This window comes from Williamsia sp. M5A3_1d (genome assembly GCF_053345315.1).
In genome coordinates, this window is the sequence record NZ_JBKEZX010000003.1 from 803,106 (window position 1) to 821,344 (window position 18,239).

The following is an 18,239-nucleotide window of genomic DNA, read 5'->3' on the forward strand; positions in this document are numbered from 1 at the left end:
AGTGGTTCGGTGACAGGCAAGGTCGTGCATTACGACGCCAATCGTGGATTCGGTTTCCTGGCGCCCGATTCCGGTGGCGCCGATGTGTTCCTGCACATCAACGACATCGACATCGACGAGTCCGCCCTCAAGCCGGGCGCCCAGGTCAGCTTCGACGTCGAGGCGACCGAGCGGGGTTCGAAGGCGGTGAACGTCGCCGTCACCGGCGCGGGCTCCGACTCGGCACCCCGCGGCGGACGGCGCGACGACCACGGTGACCATCGCGAGCGCGACAACCGTGACCACCGCCCCGAGCGCAACGAACGGAACGATCGCAGCGAGCGTGCTCCGCGCCGCGCGTCGCGTCCGAGCGACGCCGCGGTCCTCGACGCCACCACGTTCGTCGAGGAACTCACCGAGATCCTGCTCGACGCCTCGGGTGACCTCACCGCGACCCAGATCATCGCCATCCGCGGTCGCGTCGCCGATTTCGCCGTCGCGCGCGGCTGGGTCGTCGACTGACCCGTGCTCGCACCGATCGCCGACTACGACGACCACGCGACGGCGCGCATCGTCGTCGAGGCGCCGAAGTCGTCGATCCTGCCCGGCACCCACACCGACCACCGCAGCGAGTTCGCCCGCGACCGTGCCCGTGTGCTGCACAGTGCGGCCCTGCGACGCCTCGCCGACAAGACCCAGGTCGTCGGCCCCCGCGAGGGTGACACGCCGCGAACGCGTCTCACGCATTCGTTGGAGGTCGGTCAGATCGGTCGCGGTATCGCGATCGGTCTGGGGTGCGATCCCGACCTCGTCGAACTCGCCGGCCTCGCCCACGACATCGGGCATCCGCCCTACGGGCACAACGGCGAACGTGCGCTCGACGAGGTCGCCTCGGACCACGGCGGGTTCGAGGGCAATGCGCAGAACCTGCGCATCCTGACCCGCCTCGAACCGAAACTGCTCGATCCCCGCGGTGACTCCGTGGGGCTCAACCTGACGCGCGCGTCGCTCGACGCGACGCTCAAGTACCCCTGGACGCGACCGCGTCCCGGAGCAAAGTTCGGTGCCTACGCTGATGATTCGCCGATGCTCGACTGGGTGCGCGACGGCGTCGACGGGACCCGACAGTGCCTCGAGGCGCAGGTGATGGACTGGTCCGACGACGTGGCCTACTCGGTCCACGACGTCGAGGACGGGATCATGGGCGGTCGGATCGATCTGCGCAGCCTGTCCGACCCCGCCGAGCAGCGCGACCTCGCCGAGATCGGGGTGCGCGAGTTCGACGGACTCGATGCGAACGCGCTCATCGAGGCGGCCGGAAGGCTGGCCGACCTCGAGATCGTCCGTGCCGCACATGGTTACGACGGAACCCTCGCCGGTTCGGTCATCCTCAAACAGCTCACCAGTGAACTGGTGGGTCGTTTCGCCTCCGCCGCGATCGCCGGCACCCGCGAGGCGTCGGGCGACGGCCCGATGCACCGCTACGACACCGATCTGTCGGTACCCGCTCTGGTGGCGTCAGAGGTGGCCGTGCTCAAGACCGTGGCGCTGCGGTTCATCTTTTCCGACGTGCGGCACAGGGCCCACCAGCAACGCCAGCGCGACCGGATCCATCGCGTCGCGGCCTGGCTGCTGCGGGCGGCGCCGGGAGGTCTCGACCCGATCCTGGTCCCCGCCTTCACCGCGGCCACCGACGACGCCGCGCGCATGCGGGTGGTCGTCGATCAGATCGCGTCGATGACCGAAGGACGCCTCGAACGCACCGACCGACAGAATTCCGGGGCGCAGGCGCACCTTGGCTGAGGATGTGGCCGGACGGGTGCCGGGGGACAGGACCGACCTCACGCCCGGGATCGTCTGGCGTGCGGGCGCGTTCGCGGTGGCCGCCATCGTCACCTTCGGTGTGAGCCTGCGCCTGATGTTCGGCAGTGCGTCGTCGCTCATCGACGAGATCCGCGACGGCTACCACCTCGATTCCGTCGAGGTCGCGCTCCTGACGACGGGCCCGGTGGTGTGCCTGGGCCTCGGCGCGAGCGTCGCACCGCGACTGGCGCGGAGGTTCTCCGTGCTGTCGGTGGCGACGGTCGCCATGGCCGTGCTCGCCGTCGGCACGGCACTGCGCGCGATCCCGGGATGGCCGATCCTGCTGATCGGAACCCTGCTCGGTGGCCTCGGTATCGCCGTCGCGAACGTGTTGGGGCCGGTGCTCATCCGACTGCTGTTCCCGCATCGGATCGGGGCCATGACCGGACTGCTCACCTCGTTGATCTGTGTGAGCGCGGGCATCGCGTCGGGCATCACGCCGCCCCTGACGCGCGCCGTCGGGGACAGCTGGCGGATCGGGTTGGGGGTGTGGACGATCCCCGCTATGGTCGCCGCGGCCGCCATGGCCGTGCTGACCGTCGGCCGGGCCCGCGGCCTGCGTCGGGATGCGCTCGCGGCATCCGGGGGACCGGCCGTGCCCCCGCCCGCTCGAACGGTTGCCCTCGGCGCCCGGATGCGCTGGGCGATCACCGGTTTCATGGGGATCCAATCGTTGCTCGCCTACGCCACGGTGGCGTGGCTGCCGACGATCTACCGCGACCGCGGCGTGAGCGCCGACAAGGCGGGACTGATCTTCGCCGTGCTCAGCGTCAGCAGCATCGTCACCGCACTGGGCGTACCGGTCCTCGCGACGCGGATGCGGTCGCAGCGGGTTCTGGCTGTCGCCGTGGTCGTCCTCGCCACGGCCGGCATCCTCGGGGTGCTGAGCACGGGCACCTGGGGAGCATGGCCGTGCGCGGTGCTCATCGGACTCGGACAGGGCGGGGCGTTGTCACTCGCTCTGGTGCTGATGAACCTGCGGACCGCCTCGGCCGCCGAGGCGACGGGGATGTCGGCGTTCGCGCAGACCGTCGGCTACCTGCTGGCCGCCACCGGTCCGATCGCGATGGGAGTGCTGCACTCGCTCACCGACGGGTGGTCGGTCCCGCTGATCGCCCTCGCCGCGACGATGGTGCCCCTGGCGGCGTGCGGTGTCATCGCAGGTCACCCCGGCTCCCACGATCGTAGGACGCCGACGGTCGCGACGCCGGTGTCCTGAACTCCACAGACCGACACGGGCGGGGCCGGCGCGGCCCGCTCACCGATACACTCGTTCAGTGCCCGGCCGAATCCCTGATCGTGACATCACGGCGATTCGCGAGCGCACGAACATCGAGGACATCGTCGGCGACTACGTCGCGCTGCGCCGCGCGGGCGCCGACAGCCTGAAGGGGCTGTGCCCCTTCCACGACGAGAAGTCACCGTCGTTCCACGTGCGCCCCAACCACGGCCACTTCCACTGCTTCGGGTGCGGCGAGGGTGGTGACGTCTACACGTTCCTGCAGAAGCAGGAGCACGTCTCCTTCGTCGAGGCGGTCGAACAGCTCGCCGACCGAATCGGGTACCAGATCAACTACGAGGGCGGTGGGACCAGTGTCGCCCGCGACCGCGGTACGCGCGCCCGCCTCGTCGCCGCGAACGCCGCCGCCCAGAAGTTCTACGCCGAGCAACTCCTCACCCCAGATGCGAAGCCGGCGCGCGACTACCTGCTCGAGCGTGACTTCGACCAGGCCGCATCGGTGCAGTTCGGCTGCGGTTTCGCGCCGTTGTCCTGGGATTCTATGACCAAGGCGCTGCTCGCCCAGGGCTTCGAGTTCGCCGAGCTCGAGGCCGCCGGTCTGTCGCAGCAGGGTCAGCGCGGCCCGCGCGACCGCTTCCGTCGCCGACTGCTGTGGCCCATCCGCAACCTCGCCGGCGACGTCATCGGCTTCGGTGCCCGCAAGTTGTTCGACGACGACACCATGGGCAAGTACATGAACACCCCCGAGACGATGCTCTACAAGAAGTCGCAGGTGCTGTTCGGTCTCGACCACGCGAAGAAGAACATCGCCAAGGGACACCAGGTGGTGATCGTCGAGGGCTACACCGACGTCATGGCGATGCACCTGTCGGGCGTCACCACCGCGGTCGCCGCGTGCGGAACCGCGTTCGGCGAGGACCACCTCGCGTTGTTGCGACGTCTGCTGATGGACGACTCGTACTTCCGCGGCGAGGTCATCTACACCTTCGATGGTGATGCGGCCGGAAAGGCCGCGGCGCTCAAGGCATTCGAGGGGGAGCAGAGCATCGCCGGCCAGACGTTCGTGGCGATCGCGCCCGAGGGGATGGATCCGTGCGAGCTGCGACAGAGCGGTGGCGACGGCGCCGTCCGGGATCTGGTCGCTCGCCGGATCCCGATGTTCCAGTTCGCGATCAAGACGATCATCGCTGGCTACGACCTGGACACCGCCGAGGGCCGCGTGCACGCCCTGCGCGACGCGGTGCCACTGGTGGCGAGGATCAAGGACTACGCCCTGCGCGACGAGTACGCGCGTCAGTTGGCGGGCTGGGTCGGCTGGGACGACGAGCGACAGGTCCTCAATCGGGTTCGCGAGCAGTCGTCGTCGACGTCGGTCACCACCGGCGCGGCGGCACGCTCGCAGGCCCGCTCCCGCGCCGGTGCGCAGCTGGCCGGTGCGGGCTCCGGTGCCGTGGGCGCCGCGCGGCCGTCACCGGGCGATCCACGGCTGTGGCCCCAGCGTGAGGCGCTCAAATCCGCGTTGCAGCATCCGGCGGTCGCGGGCACGGTCTTCGATTCGTTGCCGGTCGAATGTTTCCCCGAGCCCGCATACGCGCTGATCCGGACCGCGATCGCCGGTGCGGGCGGTACGGCCTCGGGACTGAGCGGCGCCCAGTGGGTGGAGACGGTGGGCCGCGAACTCGACAACCCGGTGTTGGCGTCGCTGATCACCGAACTGGCGGTCGAACCCATGCCTGTCGAGGAACACGCCATACCGCGCTACATCGGCAGCGTGCTGGCGCGGCTGCAGGAGATCTGGGTCGGGGAGCAGATCGCCGACATCAAGTCGCGTCTGCGCCGGATGTCACCCGGTGACGACCCCGACGCCTACAACTCGGTGTTCGGCGATCTCGTGGCACTCGAGGCGTACCGACGGAGTCTTCTCGAGCAGGCCGTCGACCCCAACACGCCCGTCGGCTGACTCAGTCGCGCGCGTCGCGGGGTGCGTAGACGGTGGTGGAATCGTCGATCTGGTGCACGCGGGTCAGCGGGGGCTCGGGGTTGATCTTCTCCGACAGCTTCTGGCGACCGATCTCGATCGCCTTGCGCGTGGCCGGCGACTCCGTCACGGCGTGATAGACGCCGTTGATCTGGTCGTAGCGACGCCGACCTGCCTTCGCGCCGAGCACATAACCGACGCCGAGCAGGGCGAGCAGTCGAACCATGCGGTGAGCCTTCCGTGTGGAACACGATGTCCGGGATCTCCGGTGCCGACGCCCACGCGGAGCGGCGGGGCGGGCGCACCGGCGGTGGGTGGGAGTCGCTGACCATCCTGCCCGATGCGGGTGGTGTGCACACCTCCGGGCAGGCGCCGTGACGGCGACCCGACGTCGCGACGGCGCCGATTTGGTGCCGGGCCGACCCCATGGGATAAAGTCGGCCCAGCGGTTCGGCCGCGGGCGGTGCCCGTTGTCGTTCGACAGCATTCCCCCATAGCTCAATTGGCAGAGCTTCCGACTGTTAATCGGACGGTTACTGGTTCGAGTCCAGTTGGGGGAGCCGGTGGTCGCGCCGACCCGGGGCGGTAGCTCAGTTGGTCAGAGCCGGGGACTCATAATCCCTTGGTCGCGGGTTCGAGCCCCGCCCGCCCCACCGCGCCCTTTCTCTCACCGGGTGATCCCGGTCCCATCCACGTCGCCGTCGGCGACGAACTGTCGATATGGGTTCCCCCTCACGCCTCGCCGAACAGGGCGGTGACATCGCATCGGCGCATCCGTTGCCACCGCATGCCTCGCCTCGTGCACGTGTTCAGGTAATGACGTGGGGTAAACAACCACCCCGTTGGTCGCACCTCGCGGGACGGCAGCGGTTATCCTTAGCCGCAGTCATAGGGTCTGCGATCTCGCGTGCGATCACAGGCCTGCCCGTAACGATCCACCCGGACCCGACGACAGTCGTGTGAGCAGACGACACGTCCACATCGGCTCCACGACGAGAAATCTCCGAAAGTTCCACGTCTTTCGCACAGAATGGGAGTCTCACGGTGAGTGTGATCGACCGAGCGGACACGAAGGACCTGGGCATGCAGGCTGACACAGGTCGGGCGGGGTCCGAGGAGCGTTCGCGCCCCCGCGTGGCGATCGCCCACGACTACCTCACGCAGCGCGGTGGCGCCGAGAAGGTGGTGCTGTCGATGGCGCGGGCCTTCCCCGACGCCGTGATCTACACCACGCTCTTCGATCCGGAGAACACCTACCCCGAGTTCTCCGACATGGACATCCGGGTCTCGCCGTTGAACAGGGTCGGTTTCCTCCGCCGCAGCCACCGGGCGGCCCTCCCGCTGCTCCCGGCCGCCGCGTCGTCGATGCACATCGACGCCGACCTGGTCCTCGTCAGCTCCAGCGGGTGGGCCCACGGCTTCCGCACCTCGGGCACCAAACTCGTCTACTGCTACTCACCGGCGCGCTGGCTCTATCAGGCCGAGGCCTACCTGGGTGAGTCGGCGGGCTGGAAGAAGCGCCTCGCGCTGTCGGTGCTGACGCCGTTCCTGCGCCGGTGGGATCGACGTGCGGCAGCCTCGTGCGAGGAGTACCTCGCGATCAGCCACGCCGTCCAGGGGCGGATCACCGCCGCCTACGACCGGCCGTCGATGGTGCTGCCGGCGCCCGCCACGATCACCGTCGAGCCCGAACCCGAGGTCGTCGACGAGGTCGCCGACTGGGCGTCGGACGGCTTCCATCTCTGCATCTCACGCCTGCTGGCCTACAAGAACGTCGACAAGGTGATCGAGGCCTTCCGCGGGACCGACCGTCGCCTCGTCGTCGTCGGACGCGGCCCCGAGGCCGAGCGTCTGCGCGCACTCAAGCCCGACAACGTCGCTATGGTGTCCGATCTCAGCGACCGCCAGATGGCGTGGCTCTACAGCCACTGTTCGGCCGTCGTCGCCGCGTCGTACGAGGACTTCGGCCTCACCCCGATCGAGGGTGCGGCCTACGGAAAGCCCGCCGCCCTGCTCCGCTGGGGTGGCTTCCTCGACACCGCCGTCGAGCACGTGACCGCCGAGTACTTCGACGAGCCCGAGCCCGAGGCCATCCGTGCCGCGGTGACCCGCGTCGAACAGCGTCACTGGGACTCTGAGAAGATCGCCGACCACGTGACGCGCTTCTCCGACGACCACTTCGCCGCACAACTGCACGAGATCGTCGACCGTCTCGCGCCGGACCCAAAGGACATCTGGTGACCCAGAAACGTGCCCTGATCACCGGTATCACCGGACAGGACGGTCTCTATCTCGCCGAGCTGCTGCAGAAGAAGGGCTACGAGGTCTGGGGCCTCGTCCGTGGCCAGAACAACCCCAAGGTGGGTGCGCTCCGCGAGGAGTTCCCCGACGTCAAGATCGTCACCGGCGACCTGCTCGACCTGTCGAGCCTGATGAAGTCGATGACGCTCGCGCGCCCCGACGAGGTCTACAACCTCGGCGCCATCTCCTTCGTCGCGTACTCGTGGGAGAACGCCCGCCTGACCACCGACGTCACCGGCGGTGGCGTGCTGAACATGCTCGAGGCAGTGCGCCTCTACCAGGACATCTCCGACCACGAGGTGCGCTTCTACCAGGCGTCGAGCTCGGAGATGTTCGGTCGCGTGCAGGAGGTCCCGCAGAAGGAGACCACCCTGCTGTGGCCCCGGTCGCCCTATGGGGTCGCCAAGGTCTACGGCCATTACATGACCATCAACTACCGCGAGTCGTACGGGATGCACGCCAGCTCGGGTGTCCTGTTCAACCACGAGTCGCCGCGTCGCGGCATCGAGTTCGTGACCCGCAAGATCAGCAACGCGGTCGCCCGCATCGCGTTGGGCCTGCAGGACTCGATCTCACTGGGCAACCTCGACGCCAAGCGCGACTGGGGCTTCGCCGGCGACTACGTCGAGGCGATGTACCTGATGCTGCAGCAGGACGAGGCCGACGACTACGTCATCTCGACCGGCGAGACCCACTCCATCCGTGAGTTCCTCGACATCGCGTTCACCGAGGTCGGGATCGACGACTGGGAGCGATACGTCAAGATCGACCCGCAGTTCTTCCGGCCCGCGGAGGTCGACCTGCTGATCGGTGACTCCACCAAGGCGCGCGAGAAGCTGGGCTGGACCCCGAGCGTGTCGTTCCCCGAGCTGGTCCGGATGATGGTGGCCGGTGATCTCGAGTCCGAGCGAACCCGAGCACAGTCTGCGCCGCCGGCCGTTCATGCTCGATGACGTTCGCCCCGGACCGCGCGTAGCCCTCGTCACCGGGATCTACGGACAGGACGGTTCGTACCTCGCCGAGCGCCTCCTCGCCGAAGGGTGGGAAGTGCACGGCGCCTACCGTCCCGGCACGGCGATGTCGGAGACCGCACCGGCCGATCTCACCGGTGCACACCTGCACGGATGCGACCTGGTCGACGACGAGGCAGCGGCCGCGCTCGTCACCGAGGTGTCGCCCGGCGTCGTCTTCCATCTCGCGGGTGCCTCGTCGGTGGGGCGGTCGTGGCAGGCGCCGGTGGCCACCGCGCGGGTCAACGCCGTGGCCACCACCGCCCTGCTCGACGCCGCGATGGGCGTCGCCGACCACACCGGTGACCGCGTCGTGTTCGTCAACGCCTCGAGCGCGGAGATCTTCGGGACCGCCGCCGGTCGCCTCGACGAGTCGACGCCCATCTCTCCCTCGTCTCCCTACGGCGCCACCAAGGCATACACGCACCTGTTGGGCGCGGTCTACCGTGATCGTGGGCTGGCGGTGAACAACGCGATCCTCTTCAACCACGAATCGCCGCGCCGCGGAACGGAGTTCGTGACCGGGAAGATCGCCCACGGCGTGGCCGCCATCGCGCGGGGCGACCGTGATCGACTGTCCCTGGGGGACATGACCGCACGCCGCGACTGGGGGTGGGCCCCGGACTACGCCGACGCGATGTACCGGATGGCCGTCCGCTCGGACGCCCGTGGCGACGACTTCGTGATCGCCACCGGCACCTCGCACTCGGTTCGCGATTTCGTGGCCGCCGGATTCGCGGCGGTGGGGATCGACGACTGGGAGCACCTCGTCGAGGTCGACTCCGCCCACATCCGTCCGGTGGACCCGTCGGATTTCGTGGGCGACGCCGCGCATGCCCGAGCGGTCCTCGACTGGGCGCCGACCGTGGAATTCGGCGAGATCGTCCGGAACATGGTCGAATCGCACATGACGCACCCGGTCGCCGCCCGATGACCTGATCGTGGCCGAACACGGCCTGATCACGAGAGCCCGTCGGAGTGGACGACACCCGATGACGAACAAGGAGAAGGTGTGACCGTCAGCAAGCAGTCCGATGCCGAGAAGTCGAGCGCGGCAGGCGAACCCGCGAAGACCCTCACGCTTCCCGATCCGCCCGGATGGAAGACGCGCTGGAGCTTCGAGGAACTGTCGGTGGGCTACAAGATCCGCAACCGGATCGGTGGTCTGCTGTTCAACTCGTTCGTCACCCACATCCCGTTCCACGCCATCCGCCGCAACTACCTGAAGCTGTTCGGCGCCACGATCGGCGAGGGCACGACCTTCCTGCGCGGCCTGCAGGTGTTCGACATCGACCTGCTCAACATCGGTGAGAACTGCTCGATCGGTTTCCGTGTGCTGTTCGACGCACGCAGCGGCATCGCCATCGGCGACAACGTGGTCATCGCGAGCGACACGCAGTTCATCGCAGGCGGCCACGACCCCAACCACAAGGACTTCCCGCCCGTGTTCGCGCCGCTGCAGGTGGGGGACTACGCCTGGGTCGCGACCCGTGCGACCGTGCTCGGCGGCGCCCACATCGGCCGCGGTGCCGTCGTCGGTGCGTGCGCGTGTGTCACCCGCCCGGTCAACGACCTCGAGATGGTCGCCGGTGTGCCCGCCAAGGTGAAGTCGATGCGCGACCCCGACGCGCTGCAGTACACGCCGTACTACCGACCGCTGTTCTTCTGACGGACCGCGGCCGCACGAACATGGTCGACCCCACACAGGAGCCGACGGAGTCCACACGCCTCCGGCCGTCCCGAGTCGTCTACGTCGCACCGGAATCCACCGCCGGTGGTGTCGGGCACTACAGCGACGTCTTCGTCGCCGAACTCCGCCGCCAGATCGACGACGTCATCGAGTTCCGCCACCCCGGTCCCGGCACCGACACCGTCGCCACCCTGCGCCGCCGACATCGCGAGATCCTCGCCGCGGTGGACGTCCCCGGTCGTGTCGCCCTGCACGCCGAACTCTCCGGCGGGTCGGTCGAGTCGTTCTGGCCCACCGCGTTCGTCGAACGCAGGGCGCCGTCGGTGGTGAGCACCGCGACGGTGCACGACCCACCCGGTGTGGTGTGGTTGCCCGGGCGCACCCGGCTGCTGTCGAAGTCGCGGGTGGCGAGCCACGCCCTGCACTATCCCGGTAGGCCGATCACCCGTGCGGTGGAGCGGCGCGTGATCGGCGACCGCTCGATGTTCGCGCTCACCCACGCCGGCGCCGAGGCCCTCGGCGCAGCCTTCCCGCGGGCAACCGTGCACCACGTCCCGCTGCTGGTCCTCGACCGTCCGGAGATCGCCCCCGCCCACGAGCGTCCGCGTGCTGTCGGCATGTTCGGACTCGTGTACCGCGGTAAGGGATTCGAGCACATCTCGCGTATTCGGGCCGCCCTCGACCCGTCCATCGCGTTGCGTGTCGCGGGCCGCGGTACCGAGGCGCTGCCGCCGGTCGACGGGGTCGAGATCCTCGGTGGTCTCGACGGATCCGACCTCGACGACTTCTTCGCGTCGGTGCGTACGCTCCTCGTGCCCTACGGCCAGCGCACCCTGTACGGGCCGGTGTTCCCCGCCTCATCGGTCGCCGCCCACGCGATCGCTTACCTGACCCCGTTGGTCAGCACCGCGCACGGCGCGCTGGCCGAGATGGCCGACGACGGTGGGGCGGTGGTCGTGGGCGGTCCCGACGACGACTCCGATCCCATCCCGGCGCTGAGCGCGGCCGCACAGTCCCTGGTCGACGACGACGCGCGGCTGCGACGGCTCGTCGACGAGTTGACCGTGGTGCGGGCCGACAGGAGTCCGCGCAACGTGGTCGACCGGTTCGTCGACGTCTGGTCGCGATGAGCTCGGCACCCGACTCGAGCTCGACGGATGCGGGTTCACCTGATGCGGGCGCACCGGTGCTGTCCGGTCGCCAGCACATCACCAAGGCCCTCATCGCGGCGCTGTGGACCTACGGCGGTCGCGGGACCGGATTGCTGTGGACCGCCTCGCTGATCGGGCAGGTCGGCGTCGGTGCCTACGGTCAGTACGCGATGGCGTACGCCGCTGGTGCAATCCTCTCCGCGCCACTGGACAACCCCTTCGCGGTCCGCGCGATCCGCGAGAGCGAGGACCGGTTCGTCCGCGAGCGATCGCTACGCGTGCTCATCGCGCTGGCGATGATCGTCCCCGGACTGCTGCTGACGCCGTTCTCCTACATCATCTGGTTCGGTCTGGTCGCCAGCGGCGGCGAGATGATCTTCAGTGCGTTGAAGAGTCGCCGCCTGCGCGACGGCCACCCCGACGTGGTCCAACGCTGGGACACCATCCGTCAGGTGTCGGCGGTCGTCCTCGGCGGTGCGTACCTCTACCTCGCCCCCGATCCGTCGTTGACCGTCGCCAGTGTCCTGTTCGTCATCCCGTACCTCGTGGTGGCGCTGCTGGCGGTCTGGACCATCCGCGGTGATCGGCCCCAGTTCCCCGGCCCGCCGAAGATCGCCGCGGTGCTCTTCGGCGAAAACCTCGCGGTGGCGCTCTACCTGCAGGGTGACGTGCTGCTGCTCGGGTTCCTCACCGACAGCACCACCGTCGGTTACTACTCGATCGCGGTGGTCTGCGCCTGGGCGCTGGCACAGGTGGGTGCGGCCCTGGGCAGCACGTACCACGAGAAGCTGCGCGACGGCGACGGCCGCGTCAGTTCCGGACCGCCGATGCGGCACACGGTGATCCTGGCCGCGGCAGCCGGTTCGGTGCTGTTCGTGGCGGGCTTCGTGGCGCTGTTCCTGCCCGTCGCTACCCAGATCGCCGCCGCGATGATGATCATGTCGCTGTTCGTGTGCCTGCGCGTCGTGATCTTCGTCGACACTGTGATCCTGTCGATGCAGCGGCGCGACATCGTGCGCAGCAGCGCCTACGCCGTCGTGGTCGTGATCAAGCTGGCCATGGTGGCCGGTCTGGTGTGGGCCGGCGCGGTGGGCGCAGCGATCGCCACCGTCATCGCCGACGTCATCCTGCTGACGGTGTTCACGATCGCGCTGCGCAGGCCCGTCGCCGGATCGTCACACGACCCGGGTGGGATCGCGAGCGACACAGACGGGGTCGCGTCCCACCCCGACCACGAGAAGGGCCACTGAGACGATGACCCGTGTCACCTACCTGCTGTCGAAGGATCCGGTCGCCGAGCACGGTGGCGACATCGCGCTGTCGCGCCTCATGATCGAGATCACGAAGACGTTCGCCGACGTCGAGACCATCTGTCTGTCGACCGTGACCGACGCACCGCCGGTGCCGGGGCTGACCCGCGTCGCCAAACCCGCACCGTCGATGCGTATCGTCCCGCGCAGTCTGGTGCACCGTCGCAGCATCGTCCACGAGCGCTACGACCATCCCCAGCTGCGGTCCACCATCGCCGCCCACCACGGTCGATCGGACGTGTGGGTGGCCGAACACAGCTACATGGCCGAGAGTTACCTGCGCGCCCGCGAGCCCGGCGTGCGGTTCGTCATCAACACCGTCAACACCGAGTCGCAGGTGTGGAAGGCGACGCGTGGGGTCATCGGGCGACTGCAGAGCCCGTTCATCCTGCGCGACGAGGTCCGGGTGGCCCGTGCGGCCGACGCCGTCGGCACCTACGACGCCGAGGAGGCGGAGATGTACCGCGCCGAGGGTGCGGCGGGGGCGCGATGGATCGACCTGACGATGCCGCCGGCCGCCCGCCTCGCGCTCGCCGACGCCGGACCGCGATTGGTGTTCATGGGCACCCGCGACTGGCCTCCGAATCAGGAGGCCTTCGAGATCGCGCTGCGTCTGTGGCCACGGATCGCCGAGGGGATCGAGGGGGCCGAGTTGTACATCGTCGGCGCCAAGGCGGCCGGCGCCCCGGCCGTGACCTACCCCGACGGGGTCGTCGACCTCGGTTTCGTCGACGACCTGCAGTCGTTCCTCTCCAGCTGTCGGGCGCTGATCGCGCCGGTCGCGACGGGCGGCGGGGTACGGGTGAAGATCCTCGATGCCGCCAGCCGTGGGCTGCCGGTGATCGGCACCTCGGCGGCGATCGGTTCGCTCGGTCCGGTGTTCGACCTCGACCCGTTCGACGACGAGGCGCGGTTCGTCGAGGAGGCCCGGCGGTATCTGCTCGACGCCGCATACGCCGAGACGCAGTCGCGCACACTGCACGACCGCAATGCGCAACGCTGGGCCGACGGCGTCCCGCAGCGGGCCGTCCGGGAACTGGTGTGTCCCTGACCGCTCAACGGTCGAGCATCCCCACCCCGCCGCGCGTCGGCGTCCACGAGATCGACCCGTTCTGGAACACCACGCGGACGCCCCCGCCGGGAACCGGTGTCTCGTCGGTGGTCGCGAGGCCGTAGCGCGGATCCCACGCCGAGACGATCCCGTTGCCGATCACGTGGGTGCCGGTCGTCGGCGAGCTGAAGATGCGCAGCGCCGCCGCGGTGTCCTGATAGCCGTCGACGAAGAACGCGACGGGGTAGGTGTCGTAGGCCGCCATCCGCTCCACGATCTGGTTGGGCGACGAGATCAGTCCCATCGGCGTCGAGTAGACGGCGACGTTCTCGTAGTAGCGCCCGAGGATGCCGGTCGAGGTCACCGGGACGACGGGACTCAGGATGCGGCCCCACCCGGGTTCGGCGTCGACCGCCCTGATCCGACGGTCGACGACCGCGTCGGGTATCCCGTTGCGTGCGTAGGCCGAGAGCGTCGCGACGACGGGCTTGGGGGTCCCGTCGGAACGCTCTAGGCCGAAGTTGTTCTCGGTGTCGCCGTCGCCGGTCGCCCGGTCGCGGTCGGTGTAGTAGAAGACCGGACCGACGTAGGGCAGTTCGATCCACTTCTGGATGAACTCGGGGATCCGGCGGGCCTGTTCGGCCTCGGAGACCTCGACGGTGGGGATGCCGAATTCGGTCGCCCAGATCTTTTTTCTTTCATCGCCATTAGCGATCATCAATTGTCGGAGTCCCGACAGTTGCCGACCGGGGGAGTTCGGCAGGCGCCATCCGTCGGCGAGGCTGAGGTCGTATTTGTAGGGATGGAACGACAACGCGTCGAAGTTGCCAGCTGCGCCGTTGGCGTACATCGCGGTCAAGAATTTGACAGGATTGATCGTCGATGCGGAATCGATCACCGGGCCCAGGCCGCCGGCGACGACGACGAGGGATCGGTCGACCGCCTTGATGGCCTGATACGACGCCTTCAGCAGGGCGGTATAGGTGACCGGATCCGGCTGCGGTCCGTAGAACAGGCCGGCGTTGGGCTCGTTCCAGACCTCGTAGTCGGCGATCTTCCCCTGATAGCGACGCGCGACCGTCGCGGCGAACGCGGCGAACCGACCCGGGTCGCGTGGTCGGACGTAGGGCCCCTCGCCCCCGGGTGCGGCCGCCCAGACCGGTGTCGAGGACAGGGTTGCGAGGATCTTCACCTTCGCCCGCACCGCGTCGTCGACGATGCGGTCGGTGACCGCCCAGTCGAAGGTGGTCGGGTTGTCGGGCTGTATCAGGCCCCACTGGATGGGCAGGCGGATCGAGTCCAGTCCCGTGCGGGCGGCCAGGTCGTAGCTGCTACGCGTCTGCTCGGCCGAGTCGAAGTAGGGGCCGGTCGACAGGGCTATGCCCTGGGTCGTCTTGGACTCGTCGACGGCGATCGGATTCGCCGACACGCGGTCACTCGGTGCGATGACCACCCCGGGTTCGGCGGTCGGACCACTGCTGCAGGCGGCTGCGCTCAGGCCGACGAGGACCACCGACACGAGGAGGGCGACGCGGGATACGGGGTGCCGTGGCCCGCGCGCCGGAGATGAGTGTGCGGGTGCCCGGCGCGTCACTGCGCCCGGGCGTGGGCGGGCACGCGCGGGGGTGTGGCGTCGACGACGGGTGCCTGCGGCACAGGTCTCGGTAGCGGTGAGGGGACGGGAGGAGGTTTACCCCGTCCGACATCATCGAGTTCCATCGCCAATTCATGCGTGTATTTCAAGAATGTCACCAACAATGACAGGGCCGCGACGGTGGCAGGAATGGTCACCGTGCCGATGTCCAATTGCATGGTGAGGAAGAAGAAACCGATGAACCCGCCGCCATAAAATGCGTAGTTCCACTGCGTGGTTCGTAGGCACTGATATGCGAGATAACTCGCGTACAAAAATGTCAGCACGAAAACCGACGCCACGATCACGCCTCCGCGATATGTCGCGAGAAGGGGCGCGTTGGCCACGAAATTCGTCGCGATCGATTTCGACGGATCCTTGAATTCGATGAGCCCCCAGCCACGGCCGAACACCCATTTGCCGCCCATGTAGGACGGGAAGTCCTTCAGGGCGTCGAGGCGTGCGCTCGAGCCCGCGTCCTGCGACCCGAAGGAACTGAAGATGCGGTTGCGGATCTTGGGTACCGCGATCGCGACGCAGAACCCGAGGAAGAAGACCCCGACGATGCCCAAGCGCTGGCGGGCACGCAGGCTCGCGAAGACCAGCATGAGGATCACCCCGACGACCACCGCGAACAGCGACGCCCGGCTCAGCGTCAGGGCGAGGGCGAGCAGCAGGATCGCGCCGCAGACGACTCGCTGCCACCCGCCGAACACGACGGCGCAGATCAGGGCGGCGATGAGGATGGCGATGCCCGCGGAGTTCGGTTCGAGGAAGGTTCCCGCCAGCCGCGCCACCGCACCACTCTCGGTGTAGACGAAGAAGCTGTTGTCCTTCACGCCGTAACCCAGGATCGACAGGGCGTTGAGCACGCGCCCGCCCGAGTCGCCGAACACGATGCCGATGGCCAGCAGGGATGCCGCGGTCGCCGACACCACATAGATCTGGCCGAACCTGCGCAGCTGGTCGCGGGGGAGGCGCAGCAACACGATGATCAGCAGTGTCGCGGTGGTCCACTTGACGTACTCCATGATGGCGATGAGGTTGAACCCGCTCGCCACCAGCGACACGAACGACACCCCGACCAGGGCCAGAACCCAGCGCTCGAGCGTGCTGAACCCGGTGACCTCCCACGGATGGATGATCGTGGCGAGCAGGGAGCCCATCGCGAAGCTGAACACCATCGGGACGTGCACCCCGGGCAGGTATCCGGCGGGGAACATCCCGGCGACGAAGGCCAGCAACCACAGCAGCCAGATGGGGTGGCGGAGGCCGATGTAGACGCCGACGATCATCGCCAGACCGGCGAGGGCGCCCTTGAGGGCCGACCCGCCGAGGTAAATCGCACCGAATGCGGCGAGCAGAGCGACTGCGACCACGATGACGCGATAGACGACCTTCACGTGAGTGATCTTTGCATCTCGATGAGGGAGTGCAAGTCGGTATGGTCGTACGGGCGTCCCCGGCGCGTCGGGGAACGTCGGGTTACGCTAGTTCGGGCATGGCAGGCGAGTAACGCTCGCGCATTGTCGTATCGTTCGGGCCGGTGGTCATATCGAACGTGACCCCGTCGTGGACGGATCGTGAACACCCGTCGTAGACGGATGTGACCCTGCCGACGACGAATCGTTCATCAGTTTTCTTGCCGGACCGTGTCCGGCCTGAAGGGAGTCCATCGCGTGGCTATTCGCGAGTATGTACGGATATTCGTGAAGTTCTGGTGGGTGATCGTGGTGTTCGCCGTGATCGGCGCGGCAGGTGGATACGCCTACAGCGTCTTCTTCCAGGACTCCGGGTACGCCGCGACGTCACGCCTGTTCGCGACGGCCGAGGGTGGGTCGTCGGTCGGTGAGTCCTACCAGAACAACCTGTTCGCGCAGGAACGCGTCAACTCCTACGCCGCGATCGCCACGAGCGATCAGGTCGCGCGTCGCGCGTCGGCCGCGCTCGGCGGGGCGGTCAGCGCCGACACCCTTCGCGCCCACACCACCGCGGCGGCCATCGACAAGACGGTCATCATGGCCGTGACCGTCACCGACGCCTCGCCCCGTCGCGCCCAGTCCTACGCCAACGCCGTCGCACAGCAGACCGCCGTCGTGGTCCAGGAACTCGAGACCTCGCGTCGCGGCGGCGGTGCCGCGGCCACGGCGATCGTCCTCGACGACGCCGACCTCCCGTCGACCCCCGTCGGGTTCTCGGTCTGGATCCTGCTCATCATGGGTGTCGCCGCCGGTCTGGTCGTGGGCATCCTCGTCGCGGTCGGTCTCGCCCTGCTCGACCGCCGCGTACGCGACAGTTCCTCGGTCGCCACCAGCAGCGGTCACCATCTCCTGGCGGAGATCCCGACGAGTGACCTCTACGTCGAGGCCGCCGTCACCGGCAGCGGCGAGGGCATGGAGCCCTTCCGCACGCTGCGTACCAACATCCGTTTCATCGGTGCCGCCGCGTCGGCCAGCGGGACCTCACCGCGCGTCATCACCGTCACCGGTCCCGGCGCGGGTGTCGGACGGACCACCGTCGCCCTCGGACTCGCCGGCGTGCTCGCCGACTCCGGGCACGACGTGCTGCTCATCGACGCGGACCTCGCGGGCAACGGCGTCGCCCGCGCCATCTCCATCACCTCCGACAAGGGGCTGTCCTCGGCCGTGGTGGGCGAGGGTGACCTGGTGTCGAACGTGGTCCGTCTGCGCGAGAACCTGGCGGTGCTCCCCGCGGGGAAGCGCCCGCCGACGGCCGGCGAACTCATCTCCTCGGAGGGTTTCGACGAGGTGCTGTCGCAGGCCCGTCGTCGTTTCGACTTCGTCGTGCTCGACACCCCCGCGACCGATGCCTCGACGTCGGCGGCGGTGTGCGCCGCCCTCTCCGACGCGACCGTGGTGCTCGCGCGGCTCAACCGGACGACCCGCCCCGGCCTGAAGTCGTCGGTCGAGTCGCTGGTGGCGCTCGGTGTCCAGGTGGTCGGGGTGGCCGTCACCCACGCTGCGGTGTCGGGAGCCACGGAGAAGGTCGCCGCCACCTCGGAGCGTGGATGAG

The 18,239-nt window shown here is 68.5% G+C and carries 16 protein-coding genes and 2 tRNA genes; 15 read left to right on the forward strand and 3 right to left on the reverse strand.

All coding sequences use genetic code 11. From position 1 onward, the window contains the following. The first annotated feature begins 9 nt into the window (after positions 1-9). Genes ACLBW1_RS16030 through dnaG form a run of 4 tightly spaced genes read left to right on the forward strand, consistent with a single transcriptional unit; the run spans position 10 to position 5,042 of the window. The gene (locus ACLBW1_RS16030; RefSeq protein ID WP_447812786.1) at positions 10-501 is read left to right on the forward strand and encodes a cold-shock protein; all 492 of its coding nucleotides are present in this window, start codon (positions 10-12) and stop codon (positions 499-501) included. A gap of 3 nt (positions 502-504) precedes the next feature. After that, positions 505-1,782, forward strand: a complete 1,278-nt coding sequence (locus tag ACLBW1_RS16035) for a deoxyguanosinetriphosphate triphosphohydrolase (protein WP_447812787.1) — start codon at positions 505-507, stop codon at positions 1,780-1,782. Between the two features lie 16 nt (positions 1,783-1,798). Further along, positions 1,799-3,061, forward strand: coding sequence for an MFS transporter (locus ACLBW1_RS16040; RefSeq protein ID WP_447812788.1), 1,263 nt, complete (start codon positions 1,799-1,801; stop codon positions 3,059-3,061). A 58-nt stretch (positions 3,062-3,119) separates the two neighbouring features. After that, on the forward strand, positions 3,120-5,042 hold the full coding sequence (dnaG, locus tag ACLBW1_RS16045; protein WP_447812789.1) for a DNA primase: 1,923 nt from the start codon (positions 3,120-3,122) through the stop codon (positions 5,040-5,042). Between the two features lies 1 nt (position 5,043). On the opposite strand, the gene ACLBW1_RS16050 is transcribed toward dnaG, so the two are convergent. After that, a complete protein-coding gene (locus tag ACLBW1_RS16050) occupies positions 5,044-5,286 on the reverse strand; it encodes a hypothetical protein (protein ID WP_447812790.1) in 243 nt (80 codons plus the stop codon). Between the two features lie 14 nt (positions 5,287-5,300). On the opposite strand from ACLBW1_RS16050, the gene ACLBW1_RS16055 reads away from it, so the two are divergent. The 10 genes from ACLBW1_RS16055 (at position 5,301) to ACLBW1_RS16100 (ending at position 13,573) form a co-directional block, all read left to right on the forward strand. Then, entirely contained in the window at positions 5,301-5,438 is a 138-nt protein-coding gene (locus tag ACLBW1_RS16055) for a hypothetical protein (protein ID WP_447812791.1), read from the forward strand. A gap of 109 nt (positions 5,439-5,547) precedes the next feature. Then, a tRNA-Asn gene (locus ACLBW1_RS16060) sits at positions 5,548-5,620 on the forward strand. Between the two features lie 19 nt (positions 5,621-5,639). Further along, positions 5,640-5,713, forward strand: a tRNA-Ile gene (locus ACLBW1_RS16065). Between the two features lie 430 nt (positions 5,714-6,143). After that, complete coding sequence (locus ACLBW1_RS16070; RefSeq protein ID WP_447812792.1) at positions 6,144-7,301, forward strand: glycosyltransferase; 1,158 nt, start codon at positions 6,144-6,146, stop codon at positions 7,299-7,301. Continuing rightward, entirely contained in the window at positions 7,298-8,314 is a 1,017-nt protein-coding gene (locus ACLBW1_RS16075) for a GDP-mannose 4,6-dehydratase (RefSeq protein ID WP_447812793.1), read from the forward strand. Before ACLBW1_RS16070 ends, ACLBW1_RS16075 begins: the two co-directional genes overlap by 4 nt. Beyond that, positions 8,253-9,305: a GDP-mannose 4,6-dehydratase gene (locus ACLBW1_RS16080; RefSeq protein WP_447812794.1), complete on the forward strand. Its 1,053-nt coding sequence runs from the start codon at positions 8,253-8,255 to the stop codon at positions 9,303-9,305. The genes ACLBW1_RS16075 and ACLBW1_RS16080 overlap by 62 nt, the downstream gene beginning before the upstream one ends. 78 nt (positions 9,306-9,383) lie before the next feature. Beyond that, entirely contained in the window at positions 9,384-10,040 is a 657-nt protein-coding gene (locus tag ACLBW1_RS16085) for an acyltransferase (RefSeq protein WP_447812795.1), read from the forward strand. Positions 10,041-10,060: 20 nt separating this feature from the next. Then, entirely contained in the window at positions 10,061-11,191 is a 1,131-nt protein-coding gene (locus tag ACLBW1_RS16090; RefSeq protein ID WP_447812796.1) for a glycosyltransferase, read from the forward strand. Beyond that, positions 11,188-12,462, forward strand: a complete 1,275-nt coding sequence (locus ACLBW1_RS16095; RefSeq protein WP_447812797.1) for a lipopolysaccharide biosynthesis protein — start codon at positions 11,188-11,190, stop codon at positions 12,460-12,462. The genes ACLBW1_RS16090 and ACLBW1_RS16095 overlap by 4 nt, the downstream gene beginning before the upstream one ends. A gap of 4 nt (positions 12,463-12,466) precedes the next feature. Beyond that, positions 12,467-13,573 (forward strand): glycosyltransferase, encoded by a 1,107-nt coding sequence (locus ACLBW1_RS16100; protein WP_447812798.1) that lies wholly within the window; start codon positions 12,467-12,469, stop codon positions 13,571-13,573. Between the two features lie 4 nt (positions 13,574-13,577). Here ACLBW1_RS16100 and ACLBW1_RS16105 read toward each other — a convergent pair whose 3' ends face one another. Next, positions 13,578-15,086 (reverse strand): cellulase family glycosylhydrolase, encoded by a 1,509-nt coding sequence (locus ACLBW1_RS16105; RefSeq protein ID WP_447812799.1) that lies wholly within the window; start codon positions 15,084-15,086, stop codon positions 13,578-13,580. 77 nt (positions 15,087-15,163) lie between these two features. Then, complete coding sequence (locus ACLBW1_RS16110; RefSeq protein WP_447812800.1) at positions 15,164-16,609, reverse strand: O-antigen ligase family protein; 1,446 nt, start codon at positions 16,607-16,609, stop codon at positions 15,164-15,166. A gap of 276 nt (positions 16,610-16,885) precedes the next feature. Between ACLBW1_RS16110 and ACLBW1_RS16115 the strand changes: the two genes are divergently transcribed. After that, positions 16,886-18,238, forward strand: coding sequence for an AAA family ATPase (locus ACLBW1_RS16115; RefSeq protein WP_447812801.1), 1,353 nt, complete (start codon positions 16,886-16,888; stop codon positions 18,236-18,238). Position 18,239 lies beyond the last annotated feature (1 nt).

Excerpts from the sequence above, each read along its gene's own strand:
- ACLBW1_RS16050 (WP_447812790.1), bottom strand. The coding sequence starts at position 5,286 with ATGGTTCGACTGCTCGCCCTGCTCGGCGTCGGTTATGTGCTCGGCGCG.
- ACLBW1_RS16070 (WP_447812792.1), top strand. The coding sequence starts at position 6,144 with ATGCAGGCTGACACAGGTCGGGCGGGGTCCGAGGAGCGTTCGCGCCCC.
- ACLBW1_RS16090 (WP_447812796.1), top strand. The coding sequence starts at position 10,061 with ATGGTCGACCCCACACAGGAGCCGACGGAGTCCACACGCCTCCGGCCG.
- ACLBW1_RS16095 (WP_447812797.1), top strand. The coding sequence starts at position 11,188 with ATGAGCTCGGCACCCGACTCGAGCTCGACGGATGCGGGTTCACCTGAT.
- ACLBW1_RS16100 (WP_447812798.1), top strand. The coding sequence starts at position 12,467 with ATGACCCGTGTCACCTACCTGCTGTCGAAGGATCCGGTCGCCGAGCAC.